This is a genomic window from Algoriphagus winogradskyi (assembly GCF_900182815.1).
GTDB lineage: Bacteria > Bacteroidota > Bacteroidia > Cytophagales > Cyclobacteriaceae > Algoriphagus > Algoriphagus winogradskyi.
The window spans coordinates 209,794-221,199 of record NZ_FXUA01000002.1 but is presented as its reverse complement, the minus strand read 5'-3'; the positions used below and the strand labels follow the sequence as shown (position 1 = coordinate 221,199).

Here is an 11,406-nt window from a genome sequence, read left to right as displayed (position 1 = left end):
AATTGATTAAAAAGGCAATTTTCCCAAATCTACATTACCTCCGGAAAGGATAATACCGACTTTTTTTCCTCGGAATCTATCTTGATTTGCAAGCAGAGCTGCTAAGGGAACAGCACAAGAAGGTTCTATGACTATTTTCATGCGCTCATAAATCAATCGCATTGCTTCTATGATTTGCGGATCTGTGGCTAACAAAATATCCGAAACATAGGCTTTTATCAGTTCAAAATTCAAAACTCCCAGCGAAGTCAATAATCCATCTGCAATGGTGTTTGGGCCTGATTGAGGAATGATTTTTCCAGCGTGGAAAGACTGAAATGCATCGTCGGCCCCCTGAGGTTCGGCAGCGATTACTTTTATGTTTGAATTTAGGTAATGTGCCGTTAGCGCCGTTCCACCTAGCAAACCTCCACCGCCGACCGGAGCCATTATAATATCTAGATCGCTTTGATCTTCGATTAGCTCAAGAGCGCAAGTTGCCTGTCCTTCGATCACGTCCATGAAATCATAAGGAGGAATAAAAGTAGCTCCGGTTCTTTCAACCACACTTTCTAAGGTAGTCTCTCGGGCTTTCAGGTTAGGCTCACATTCTATGATTTCACCACCATAGCCTTTAACAGCTTTCTTTTTGATTTCCGGAGCATTTGAAGGCATTACAATGTAAGCTGGAATCCCAGCGACAGAAGCCGCCCTAGCTAAAGCCGCCGCATGATTTCCGCTGCTGTGGGTTGCTACTCCTTTTGATTTTTGTGAATCCGTAAGTTTCATCACTGCATTTGCCGCTCCTCGAGCTTTGAATGCTCCAACTTTTTGGAAGTTCTCACACTTAAAAAAAATCTGACATCCTGCGATCTCATTGATTGCTGATGAAGTCAAAATAGGTGTGCGGTGAATAAAAGGCTGAATGCGATCGTGTGCAGCTTGAATATCATCGATTGTTGGAAAAGCAGTGTTCATGGACTAAAATTAAAGAGAAAAAGAGAAAGGAGATTTAGAGATTGGAGAAATAGTTAACTGACTTAAGGATGATTATTTATCTTCAGGGCATGAATTGGAATACGTTGGATTTTTTCCCAGTGATGGGTGAAAAGCTGAATTTAGGGAATACTGTCAAATTGGATTTCAGTCCATCAAATCCAGATTTGGAAACCTTGGACTTGTCAAATACTGCTGCATTTGATGAATATGTAACTAAGCAAATCAAGAACTCCGGCAGTACCTATGGTATTGGTGGATATTTAGAACATAGAGCTATTTACCGTAGAAGTGCTGTGTTTGCTACTTCAGAAGCTGATTTTCGGAATATTCATCTCGGTGTGGATATCTGGACTGAAGCTGGAGCACCAGTATATTCTCCTTTTGAAGGAAAAATTCACAGTTTTCAGGACAATGTCGGTTTCGGGAATTATGGAGCTACCATCATTTTAGAACATGAGGTTTTTGAAAAAAAGCTCTATTCCCTTTATGGTCATCTTTTTCTGTCTGATCTTGAAGGATTACAAATCGGCCAAGAAGTAAAAGCTGGAGACCTCATCGCTCATATTGGTCCTTTTCCGGAAAATGGCGATTGGCCCCCGCATTTACATTTCCAATTGATGTGGGATTTGATGGGGAATTTTGGTGATTTTCCAGGAGTTTGTTCCAAGCGAGACATGGACATTTATCAAGCGAATTGCCCAGACCCTAATCTCATTTTGCGAAGCGAAGTACTTTAGGAATTCGCTTCTGTAATCAATCGCAATCCTTCCAGCGTCAAGTTTCTGTCTATTTCTTCGAAAACTTCCGCTAGTGGAGTTAAAACCGAGGAAAGTCCTCCCGTGGCAATTACTTGGAATTTCTGCTTGGTTTCATTTTCAATAGCTTCCAGCATTCCTTTTACCAAGCCTGTGTATCCATATAAAATCCCTGCTTGAATCGCATGAATGGTGTTTTGGCCAAGTGCCGATTCCGGCATTTTCAAGGCTACTTCTGGGAGTTTTGAAGTATTCTGAAAAAGCGAATTGAGCGCAGTTTTCAGCCCTGGAACAATGTTTACCCCTATAATTTCACCTTTGTCATCTACTACAGTAAACGTGAGTGCGGTTCCAAAATCCACTACTATTAATGCCTTTCTGTACTTAGTATGAGCCGCCATCACATTGCACATCAGGTCAGTACCGATTTCATTTGGCCGAAGGCTTTTGATCGGAAGCTTTTTAAAACTTGCTGGTGAAATAAGGTAAGGCTGAGTACCGAAGTAATTCTCACAAAATTGAAGAACCTGCTCATTTATCTCTGGCACTACAGAGCTGAACCCGATCTGATTGATATCTGAGGGACTGATGCCATGCTCCAAAAAGTACATCGGGACTTTCTTGTGAAGCTGAGCAGCGAATTTTGCGGCATGCGTTTCGATACGGAAGTGATTTTTCCAGCTTTCATTCTTTTCATCGTACAGCGCAAAAACCACATTTGAATTCCCCGCATCTATTGCTAAAAACATTGTTTCTCGGATTTGATTAAATTAGCCTTTCCCAAAATTAAACGGATTATTAAACTTTGAACATGTATACGCTAAGAGAAGGAAAAATCGAGGATCTTCCTCGTGTATTGGAATTAATAAATGAGTTGGCACTTTACGAAAAAGCACCTGAGCAAGTCACTAATACCATTGCTATGATGGAAGCTGATGGATTTGGTGAAAATCCTGTTTTTGGAATGTTTGTATGTGAGAAAAACGAAACGGCTGAGATTATAGGAATTGCCATTTACTATTATCGATACAGTACTTGGAAAGGTAAACGTATTTACCTGGAAGATCTGGTAGTCACTCAATCTGAGCGAGGACATGGTGCAGGGAAATTACTATTTGATCGTATTATGAAGAAAGGCTTAGAAGAAAATTGCACAGGAATGATGTGGCAAGTGCTCGACTGGAATGAACCTGCAATAAATTTCTACCGAAAATATGGTGCCGACTTAGAGGCTGGCTGGCTCAATGCACACCTTCAAGATTACGAGATCAAAAAGCTTCTTGATTAAAAGATAATTCAACTATTGCAAATACAATATTAGGGTATTGTATTTGCAATAAATGTGTGTAAATTAGTGGGAGTTAATTGCATAGCTATGACACACACTTGGAAAATATCATTTGGAGAGGCTGGAGCTGAGACCATACGTACAGGTAATGATGAATACTATTTTTTCCAAGAGGCTATTTCAATGGTCAGTGAGCCTGCCGCTATTTATGATGTTGCAGTCTCGTTTCATGACACAGGAGAGATTTTTGATTTTTTAGATTTCACCCAGCAAGATGTATCAGAGATGCTGGAAGTGGACCCGAGCACCTTATCTCGCTGGCGCAAAGAGGACAAAAAACTTACCAAGATGCTTACTAAGAGTATTTTAGAAATGGACCAGGTGATTGCCAAAGGCATCAGGATTTTCGGTTCTGAGGAATTGCTTTCGCAATGGCTACATACTGAAAATACCTCCTTGGGTGATCAAAAGCCATCTCTATTGATGAAGAGTCCTTATGGTGTGGATCGTGTGGATGAGGCTATGGAAGCTATGTCTTGGGGATCTATACTTTAGGCTGTGAGGTATTTTCGACTAATTGAAAATCTATCGGGTAGAAGTTCACTTGGATTTGGTCTGGGGGCAGGAAGGTGGAATCAATATGGAACACCAATTATCTATGGATGCAGTGTGTCATCACTAAATTTTCTGGAGCTTCTCAGTATTAAAGGGCCAATAGTTACCCAAAGTAAGTGGAAGATAGTTGTTCTTGAGATACAAACTCCAATACCTGAATTAGATGCTTCGCTGTTACCCTCAGACTGGAAAAATAGACCCCATCCTAAATCAACACAGGAGTTTGGTACAGCCTGGGCAAAAGGGATGATTTCTCCTGCTCTGAAAATCCCCTCCTGTAGAATTCCTTTAAAAAGCTATCCAAGTGAGCATAATCTGCTGATCAATCCTCTCCATCCTGATTTTCAAAATTCAGTGAAAGTAGTGGAAGAATGGGATGTGAGTTTTGAGGTGAATTGTTGAGATTAAAAGATTACAAAATTAGAAGATTGAAAAATTGACAAGCAATAAGCAAAAAAGGCCGAGAAATTCTCGGCCTTTGTTCTTATATAAGCTTTATATTTATCCTTTCAAGCTATAATTAGGAGCTTCTCTAGTCACAGATACATCGTGAGGATGTGATTCTTTCACACCTGCTGCAGTGATTTTTACAAATTTTCCGTTTTTCTGAAGATCTTCAATAGTCTGAGTTCCGCAGTAACCCATACCAGCCTGAAGTCCGCCTACCAACTGATAAAGAACCTCCGAAACTAATCCTTTGAAAGGAACACGTCCTACGATTCCTTCAGGAACCAGCTTTTTGATATTGTCTTCAGCATCTTGGAAGTAACGGTCTTTGGAACCTGACTCCATTGCTTCAAGCGAACCCATACCTCTGTAAGATTTGAATTTTCTTCCTTGGAAAATGATCATTTCACCTGGAGCTTCCTCTGTTCCTGCTAGCAAAGAGCCAATCATAATGGAGCTTCCACCTGCAGCAATCGCTTTAACTAAATCACCTGAATAGCGAATTCCACCATCTGCGATTACGGGAACTCCGCGACCTTTTAATGCTTCAGAGCATTCAAACACTGCAGATAATTGAGGAACACCTACACCAGCAATGATTCTAGTAGTACAGATAGATCCTGGGCCAACTCCAACTTTTACCGCATCAGCTCCTGCATCTGCTAGTGCAATTGCTGCTTCAGGAGTAGCAATATTTCCTACAATCACTTCCAGATCAGGGAAAGCATCTTTTATTTTTCTACAAGTTTCGATTACTCCCTTCGAGTGACCATGTGCTGTATCAATAGAAACCACGTCAACACCTGCATTTTTCAATGCTTCTACTCGCTCCACAATATCTGCCGTCACACCAACTGCTGCTCCTACACGTAGTCTTCCAAACTCATCCTTACAAGCATTTGGCTTGTCTTTTCTCTTCAAAATATCCTTGTAAGTAATCAAGCCAGTTAACTTGTACTCCTCATCAACGATTGGAAGTTTTTCGATTTTATATTCCTGAAGAATCTCTTCAGCTTGCTCTAGCGAAACACCAGATTTAGCTGTAATGAGATTGTCAATGGTCATTATTTCCATAATAGGTCGACCTTGATCTTTGATAAAACGAAGGTCACGATTGGTAATAATACCTTTCAAAACTTTGTTTTCATCAACCACTGGAATGCCACCAATATGATATTCACGCATGATAGCCTCTGCATCTTTCACTTTTGCATCTACATGCAAGGTGATAGGATCCAGGATCATACCTGCCTGCGAACGCTTTACTTTACGAACTTGCGCGGCCTGCTGCTCGATTGACATGTTCTTGTGAACAAATCCAAGACCACCCTCAAGAGCAATGGCAATAGCCAATTCAGCCTCAGTAACCGTGTCCATAGCAGCGGAAACCAAAGGAATGTTTAGCCTGATTTTCTTGGTGAGTTGGGTAGAGGTATTCGTGTCGCGTGGAAGGACTTCTGAATAACCTGGGACAAGAAGCACATCGTCGTAGGTGAGTGCTTCGTAAAGGAACTTGTCGGAATTTCTATTCATGGCAAATATTGGTATGGAGGTAACCCTATTTGCCCGTCAAAGTTACACACAAAATTCAATGCCAAACTAATCTACTCCAAAATAAATTTGGAATAGGAAGCTGTTTCTAGTCTAAACCAAATATGAAGGCAGGAAGAAAATAGTTTGAAATTGAATTAATGTGGATAGCTAACTTCTTTTTATGTGTAAAATGAGGTATTGGGAAAATCTACTTTTTCTGAAGTCTAGCAATATAGAATCCATCAAACCCGCTTTCCTGCGCTAGTACTTTCTGATCTTCAATTAACTCGAAATCTTTGCCAGCTTCGCTTTCCAGAAATTTGGCGATTTGGTCTTGATTTTCAGATGGTAAAATACTGCAAGTAGCATAGACCATCTGGCCACCTGGCTTCACCATAGAAGGATAGCTTTGAAGAATTTCCTGCTGCGTTTGACGTACTTTCTCTATAGATTCTTCACTAAGTTTCCACTTGGTGTCAGGATTTCTACGAAGAACTCCCAAACCGGAACAAGGTACGTCCAATAGTAATCTATCAGCAGTTTCCTTCATTCGTTTGATGGTCTTCGAGCCTTCAATTACCTTTCGCTCAATGATGGAAACACCATCTCGGCGTGCTCTAAGCTTGGTTTGCTGTAGTTTCCATTCTTCCACGTCCATTGAGAGAACTTTTCCTTTGTTCTGCATCAAAGCAGCTATGTGTAGGGATTTCCCTCCAGCACCTGCACATGCATCGATTACCCGCATTCCCGGCTCCACAGCAAGTGCAGCGGCAACTAATTGCGAAGAAGCATCTTGTACTTCAAAGTGACCTTCTTTGAAAGCAGGATTTCGGAATACGTTTGTACGTTCATCCAGAATCAAGGCATCCGGATAACCTTTGATAATATGGGTGTGGATATTATCCTCGGCCAATCTATTTTTCAGACGCTCGCGGGTAGTCTTAAGCGTATTTACACGCAATACTACTTGAGCTTCCTGATTCAAACTGTGGATTTCAGCTTCCCATTTGTCTCCCAATTCTTTCTTTCCTAGATCAAAAAGCCAATCAGGGACAGACTCCAATTTGGCTGGATCATCCAGTTTCTCGTACTTTTCTTTAAGCTTATCAGGGTTAATTTTTGCAAACTCTTCCCATGGAGGGAGCGTGTGGCCCTGCATCAACCAATAGGTTCCAAAAAGATCATAGGGCTCCTTACTTGGGCTCAAATAATTGATTAAACGCCACCAGCGAACCATTTCATAGGTAGTCTCTGCAATGAAAGAGCGATCACGCGCACCCCATTTTGGGTTTGACTTTAACGTGCGCTCGATTACTTTATCGGCGTACTGACCTTCTTCAAAAATGGCTGCAAGTGCGGTATGAACTCCGCGGATGGTGTTGTTGTGTAGCTTCATCTGTTTGTTTATTGTTCTTTATTGGTCAGATGGAATCTCGCAACATATATTCATCTCTTTGTGTGACTCTAGAGTTGTGCTCGATTTCATGGCAAATAAATTCTGCACAAAGGTAGTTTTTCTTTCTGAGTCTGTCAGAATGAGATTTTGAAAAGGACTGAAAAACTGTGTCTTGAGAATATGACTTGAGTGTTTAAAATAGGAATTTTGGTTTTGATACCTTTACATTTTTAAATCTTCCAAAATCTATCTTACCATGTCAACCTTTCAAGAGCTTCTATCTTCTTGGGCTTCGAAACTTCCCATTTATGAGAAACAAGAAGCCGAATCACTGGTAAGTTGGCTTTTGGAGCATCATCTGGGATGGAGGAGAACTCAGATTTTGGATCAAGCTGATGAAGCTAGCTTTCCACCGAAGCTATTTGAAGACTTTGAGCGATTGAAAATCGGAGAGCCTATTCAGTATATTATGGGAAAAGGGCCTTTCTATGGAAGAGAGTTTATCGTCAGTTCGGCTACTTTGATCCCAAGAAATGAAACAGAGGAGTTGGTTCACATGATCATCAAAGAGAATAAGAAAGCTGGGTTGAGGATTTTGGATATAGGCACTGGAACAGGCTGCATTCCTATTTCATTGGCATTGGAGATGAATAATCCTGAGGTTTTTGCTGTGGATATTTCTGAGGAAGCTTTGGAAATCGCAAAGAAAAATGGGGATGTGTTGAAAGCAAATGTCACTTTTTCCAGCTGTGATATTCTGACGCAAACTCCAGATGTCTCGGAACTGGATATTTTGGTAAGTAATCCTCCCTATATTCCTGAGCAGGAGAAAACACAAATGCATAGAAATGTACTGGATTTTGAGCCTGGGCTGGCTTTGTTTGTCAGCAATGATGATCCACTGATTTTTTACCGAACAATAGCTGAAAAAGGAAAGCAACTTCTTAAGTCAGGAGGAAAATTGTATTTTGAAATCAATGAAAAGTATGGGGAAGAAGTTGCAGAATTGATGCAGAACTCGGGTTATTCCGAAGTTCAGATATTGAAAGATCTGAATGGGAAATATAGAATTGCAGTAGGTAGGCGCTAGCTTTGAGTAGCAAGATACTAGACTTAAGTATCAAGTAATTAGATTGTAATAATGACAGAAAAAATTCAACAAACAGAGAATCATCAATATCATTTTGTTTCATATCTGAAAAGGATAATGCTCATCCTTTTCTTATTAAGCCTTCCGACTATTGGATGGACTTGCACCTGCATGTCCCTAACTAAAAAAAATGTAAAAAAAATCACAAAGAATGCTGACTATGTTTTATTGGGCACTGCTGTTGAAAATGTTCATCATAATGACTCTATAAAAGCTACTTTGGATAGCGAAAAGTTCGGAATAGATGTAAAATTTAAAGTAGAGAAGGTTTACAAAGGAAGCTTGCAAGCTGAATTCGTTTATATCAATCAATTTGAAACAGACAATTGCATTCAAGCCTTCAGGTTTGGTGAAAAGTATATCATAGTTGGTACTCGAATAGAAAAATTTGAAAACCTCCGCCCTTTCAGTGAAGCAGTTTATAAAGAAGATAAAATTTTTGAGACCGTCGCTTCTCCACCCCCGCCACCAATCGGAGGGTTGACAATTAGGAAGATGAAATGTTACAATATTGAAATGGAACTTGTAGAACATTGGAATAAAATTGCGGAAAATGAAATCGTAGTATATACCAACCAATGCTCTTCATTCAATGCAGAAAGTACTTACGGAAAATACTTTAGCAAATGATTAAAATAATCCAAAATGAAGCGATGTATCAAAACTATCTAGCGAGAATAGATGAGATATTTGATGCTGAACAAGGAACACAGAAAGGTGATAAGTTAGAATTATTAGTAACTCTAGTCAAACTCTATGAACAAGAAAATTTTCAGTTACCTTCTCTTGACCCGATAGAAGCAATTAAAATTCGATTGGAGGATTTGGGTTTGAAGAACAAAGACCTGGAACCCATAATGGGGGATCCAGGTAATATTTCAAAAATTTTGAAGGGGAAAAGAAGCCTGACTGTTGATATGATTCGTGGATTAAGTGAGAAGCTTGATTTTCCAGTCGATATATTGGTAGGTAAATCAAGTAAAGCGGTAGTATAAGCTTATGAGTCAGAAGAAATGTCCCCATTGCGGTGAATGGTCTGTATGGACAAACAATTACGAGGATCGCTGTGAGCATTGCGGAGAGTTTCTGTCTCCAGTAGAGCTTGAGCGGAAGGAAAAATTCATTCTAGAGCAAGACCGCCAAGAAAAAGACTGGATGTTTTACATCAATCCTGAAGATTCTGGGGCTAAGAAATTCTTTAAGAAATCCGGAAACTTATTTTATACCGTTTTCATGGCTATCATGACCTTTATCATGTGGTTGATTGCAGCTTTACCAGGATGATAAATCTATTCAAAAACCCAATTTTTATTTTTGCTTCCATTGCTTTTTGGGCAAATCAATACCTAGAAAAATCAATGGGAATTTTTGTTCCACTCTATCAATCATACGGTGATGATTTGATGGCAATGCCTGTAGTTTTTGGTCTTTGCCTGCAGCTAATGAGATGGTTTCATCCGATGGGCGATCAACTTACATTTAGCAAAAAACAGGTTTTAATTGGACTGGTTTATTTTTCTGTTGTTTTTGAAATCGTATTACCACTGGTTTCAAAGACTTATACAGCAGATCCAATCGATGTGTTTTGCTATGGATTGGGAACGTTAGTGTTCCTAAAGTTTATGAATAAACCTGCTCCCCAATCCAAAAAATCCCGGGCGCTTTGATCTCTGTAATTCCTTCTGGAACTTCCAGCATAGTGGCATAGGTGATGGGCAAAATCAATTCTCCATTTTCATTCTGAATCTGTACAGGCATACCTTCCTTACCATGGATGTGGATGCTACTTTCTGCAAACCATTTTTTGAATTCCCCCGATTTCACCGGGTAATATTTCCAATCTCCATCCAAAATCGTAAGATTCATCATCACTAGTATGTCTTGAAGATCAAGCGCTTCCAGATGTGAAATCCCTACCAAATGCACTGCTTTGTGCTCAGTGGAGACCAGGTAATCCAACCCTGATTGCAAATAATTACCATCTAGTATGTTGATGAATTTCACAGGGTACTGCTCTTCCAGTAAGTGTTGGTTTTCTGCTTGAAAAGCCTCAGTAGCTAGAATTACATCTATTTTAATTCCCCAGCTCAACACTTGGTCAAGCACTTTTTCACTGACAAGGACAGTTGGAACCCATTCCAAAAGTGGGGAAACTTGATCAAAGCTAATTTGATCAACTTCCAAAATGAGAACGGCTGGCTCCTGCTTATCTTTTACGAAATGATGTGAAGACATTAGGATTGGATTTTTCGATAGAATTCTAGCGCATTGCTGTAAGCTAAGTCTTCCAGGTTTTCAGCGCTTAATTTATCTTCCATACTTTTCAGCAGAGAAGGATATTTTCCAGCATTTTCTACTAATGGAAAATAAAAAGGATGCCTCTCAGGATCGCCAAAATCCTTGGTGTAAAAATAATCTGCTCCAAAACAGATTGATTTTTCTCCACCAATCTGGAACCCATGGAAAATATGATCAAATAATCGCTCCGGAACCTCAGGATCCAAGAAAGCTCTCAAGAAATTTACTCCTATGATTCCTCCACGATGTATGATTTCTTTGGCAAACTCATCGGTAAGATTTCGGGGATGATTCCATATTTCTCTGAAATTGGAGTGACTTGCAATCACTGGGATATCCAGTTGATTACTATCAATATGATTTAAAATCCCTTCAGCAAGCAAATCAGAGGTGTGCGATAAATCAACCGGAATTCTTTTGCCAGCCATGTAATCCAGCAGCTTTTTCCCGTCGTCCTTCAACCCAATTCCTTTGGTATAATTTCCCCCACCAAAGCGGTTTTCAGTATGATGGGTTAGGCTGATGTATGCAAGAGATTTTACTTTTTCCAGAATTGCATCAAACTGCCTGTAGATTTCCTCCCAAGTCGCATCTTCATTGCCAATACCTGCAGCGTTTTCCACAGACGCTTTTATTCCAACACAGTTTTGTTTGTCCCAGTTTTGCAAAAAATCAGCATCAGCAAAGGCAAGATCATTCTCATGCTTTTCTAATAATTCTGAGAAAATCTGAGCTTGTCTTGTAGCCAAACTCATGCTTTCTGGCTTTACATCAGTGTAAATCGCCAAGATTTGCATGCGCACATTTCCATCCTTCAGCCAAGGAATAGCGCAGGTGATTTCATCTTTTGCATAGGCATTTGCACCTGGAATTTTTGCCAAATAGGACAGTAAATCACAGTGCATGTCAATTATTGGGAAGCTCATCATTTTTTGGGGTTATGGCA

The 11,406-nt window shown here is 40.0% G+C and carries 15 protein-coding genes; 9 read left to right on the top strand and 6 right to left on the bottom strand.

Features of this window, described 5'->3' with window-relative positions; translation table 11 throughout:
• Nucleotides 1-6: 6 nt before the first annotated feature.
• Complete coding sequence (locus QOL76_RS05345) at nt 7-957, bottom strand: pyridoxal-phosphate dependent enzyme (protein WP_283411999.1); 951 nt, start codon at nt 955-957, stop codon at nt 7-9.
• A 68-nt stretch (nt 958-1,025) separates the two neighbouring features.
• Between QOL76_RS05345 and QOL76_RS05340 the strand changes: the two genes are divergently transcribed.
• Nucleotides 1,026-1,715, top strand: a complete 690-nt coding sequence (locus tag QOL76_RS05340) for a peptidoglycan DD-metalloendopeptidase family protein (RefSeq protein WP_283411998.1) — start codon at nt 1,026-1,028, stop codon at nt 1,713-1,715.
• Here QOL76_RS05340 and QOL76_RS05335 read toward each other — a convergent pair.
• Nucleotides 1,712-2,482 carry a type III pantothenate kinase gene (locus QOL76_RS05335; RefSeq protein WP_283411997.1) on the bottom strand — a complete coding sequence of 257 codons (771 nt, stop codon included), beginning with the start codon at nt 2,480-2,482 and terminating at the stop codon, nt 1,712-1,714. The two genes, QOL76_RS05340 and QOL76_RS05335, sit on opposite strands and share 4 nt — an antisense overlap.
• Before the next feature lie 62 nt (nt 2,483-2,544).
• Between QOL76_RS05335 and QOL76_RS05330 the strand changes: the two genes are divergently transcribed.
• From QOL76_RS05330 to QOL76_RS05320, 3 genes are all read left to right on the top strand, one after another.
• Nucleotides 2,545-3,021: a GNAT family N-acetyltransferase gene (locus QOL76_RS05330; protein ID WP_283411996.1), complete on the top strand. Its 477-nt coding sequence runs from the start codon at nt 2,545-2,547 to the stop codon at nt 3,019-3,021.
• Between the two features lie 87 nt (nt 3,022-3,108).
• Nucleotides 3,109-3,576 (top strand): antitoxin Xre/MbcA/ParS toxin-binding domain-containing protein, encoded by a 468-nt coding sequence (locus QOL76_RS05325; protein ID WP_283411995.1) that lies wholly within the window; start codon nt 3,109-3,111, stop codon nt 3,574-3,576.
• A gap of 3 nt (nt 3,577-3,579) precedes the next feature.
• Nucleotides 3,580-4,038: an RES family NAD+ phosphorylase gene (locus QOL76_RS05320; RefSeq protein ID WP_283411994.1), complete on the top strand. Its 459-nt coding sequence runs from the start codon at nt 3,580-3,582 to the stop codon at nt 4,036-4,038.
• 99 nt (nt 4,039-4,137) lie between these two features.
• Here QOL76_RS05320 and guaB read toward each other — a convergent pair whose 3' ends face one another.
• Together guaB and QOL76_RS05310 are read right to left on the bottom strand one after the other, a co-directional pair.
• Nucleotides 4,138-5,616: an IMP dehydrogenase gene (guaB, locus tag QOL76_RS05315; RefSeq protein WP_283411993.1), complete on the bottom strand. Its 1,479-nt coding sequence runs from the start codon at nt 5,614-5,616 to the stop codon at nt 4,138-4,140.
• Between the two features lie 208 nt (nt 5,617-5,824).
• Nucleotides 5,825-7,012 carry a methyltransferase domain-containing protein gene (locus tag QOL76_RS05310; protein ID WP_283411992.1) on the bottom strand — a complete coding sequence of 396 codons (1,188 nt, stop codon included), beginning with the start codon at nt 7,010-7,012 and terminating at the stop codon, nt 5,825-5,827.
• Between the two features lie 256 nt (nt 7,013-7,268).
• Here QOL76_RS05310 and prmC point away from each other — a divergent pair, with 256 nt between their 5' ends.
• From prmC to QOL76_RS05285, 5 genes are all read left to right on the top strand, one after another.
• Complete coding sequence (gene prmC / locus QOL76_RS05305; RefSeq protein ID WP_283411991.1) at nt 7,269-8,102, top strand: peptide chain release factor N(5)-glutamine methyltransferase; 834 nt, start codon at nt 7,269-7,271, stop codon at nt 8,100-8,102.
• Between the two features lie 171 nt (nt 8,103-8,273).
• Nucleotides 8,274-8,792, top strand: a complete 519-nt coding sequence (locus tag QOL76_RS05300) for a hypothetical protein (protein WP_283411990.1) — start codon at nt 8,274-8,276, stop codon at nt 8,790-8,792.
• A complete protein-coding gene (locus tag QOL76_RS05295) occupies nt 8,789-9,157 on the top strand; it encodes a helix-turn-helix domain-containing protein (protein ID WP_283411989.1) in 369 nt (122 codons plus the stop codon). The genes QOL76_RS05300 and QOL76_RS05295 overlap by 4 nt, the downstream gene beginning before the upstream one ends.
• A 4-nt stretch (nt 9,158-9,161) precedes the next feature.
• A complete protein-coding gene (locus QOL76_RS05290) occupies nt 9,162-9,446 on the top strand; it encodes a class I tRNA ligase family protein (protein ID WP_283411988.1) in 285 nt (94 codons plus the stop codon).
• Nucleotides 9,443-9,829 (top strand): magnesium citrate secondary transporter, encoded by a 387-nt coding sequence (locus tag QOL76_RS05285; protein ID WP_283411987.1) that lies wholly within the window; start codon nt 9,443-9,445, stop codon nt 9,827-9,829. Before QOL76_RS05290 ends, QOL76_RS05285 begins: the two co-directional genes overlap by 4 nt.
• Here the strand turns inward: QOL76_RS05285 and QOL76_RS05280 are convergent.
• Together QOL76_RS05280 and QOL76_RS05275 are read right to left on the bottom strand one after the other, a co-directional pair.
• Nucleotides 9,783-10,397, bottom strand: a complete 615-nt coding sequence (locus tag QOL76_RS05280; RefSeq protein ID WP_283411986.1) for a thiamine pyrophosphokinase — start codon at nt 10,395-10,397, stop codon at nt 9,783-9,785. The two genes, QOL76_RS05285 and QOL76_RS05280, sit on opposite strands and share 47 nt — an antisense overlap.
• Nucleotides 10,397-11,389 (bottom strand): dipeptidase, encoded by a 993-nt coding sequence (locus QOL76_RS05275; RefSeq protein WP_346771398.1) that lies wholly within the window; start codon nt 11,387-11,389, stop codon nt 10,397-10,399. The genes QOL76_RS05280 and QOL76_RS05275 overlap by 1 nt, the downstream gene beginning before the upstream one ends.
• Between the last annotated feature and the right edge of the window lie 17 nt (nt 11,390-11,406).

Excerpts from the sequence above, each read along its gene's own strand:
- QOL76_RS05340 (WP_283411998.1), top strand. The coding sequence starts at position 1,026 with ATGATTATTTATCTTCAGGGCATGAATTGGAATACGTTGGATTTTTTC.
- QOL76_RS05335 (WP_283411997.1), bottom strand. The coding sequence starts at position 2,482 with ATGTTTTTAGCAATAGATGCGGGGAATTCAAATGTGGTTTTTGCGCTG.
- prmC (WP_283411991.1), top strand. The coding sequence starts at position 7,269 with ATGTCAACCTTTCAAGAGCTTCTATCTTCTTGGGCTTCGAAACTTCCC.
- QOL76_RS05280 (WP_283411986.1), bottom strand. The coding sequence starts at position 10,397 with ATGTCTTCACATCATTTCGTAAAAGATAAGCAGGAGCCAGCCGTTCTC.
- QOL76_RS05310 (WP_283411992.1), bottom strand. The coding sequence starts at position 7,012 with ATGAAGCTACACAACAACACCATCCGCGGAGTTCATACCGCACTTGCA.
- QOL76_RS05295 (WP_283411989.1), top strand. The coding sequence starts at position 8,789 with ATGATTAAAATAATCCAAAATGAAGCGATGTATCAAAACTATCTAGCG.
- QOL76_RS05275 (WP_346771398.1), bottom strand. The coding sequence starts at position 11,389 with ATGATGAGCTTCCCAATAATTGACATGCACTGTGATTTACTGTCCTAT.
- QOL76_RS05330 (WP_283411996.1), top strand. The coding sequence starts at position 2,545 with ATGTATACGCTAAGAGAAGGAAAAATCGAGGATCTTCCTCGTGTATTG.
- QOL76_RS05290 (WP_283411988.1), top strand. The coding sequence starts at position 9,162 with ATGAGTCAGAAGAAATGTCCCCATTGCGGTGAATGGTCTGTATGGACA.
- QOL76_RS05300 (WP_283411990.1), top strand. The coding sequence starts at position 8,274 with ATGTCCCTAACTAAAAAAAATGTAAAAAAAATCACAAAGAATGCTGAC.
- QOL76_RS05325 (WP_283411995.1), top strand. The coding sequence starts at position 3,109 with ATGACACACACTTGGAAAATATCATTTGGAGAGGCTGGAGCTGAGACC.
- guaB (WP_283411993.1), bottom strand. The coding sequence starts at position 5,616 with ATGAATAGAAATTCCGACAAGTTCCTTTACGAAGCACTCACCTACGAC.
- QOL76_RS05345 (WP_283411999.1), bottom strand. The coding sequence starts at position 957 with ATGAACACTGCTTTTCCAACAATCGATGATATTCAAGCTGCACACGAT.
- QOL76_RS05285 (WP_283411987.1), top strand. The coding sequence starts at position 9,443 with ATGATAAATCTATTCAAAAACCCAATTTTTATTTTTGCTTCCATTGCT.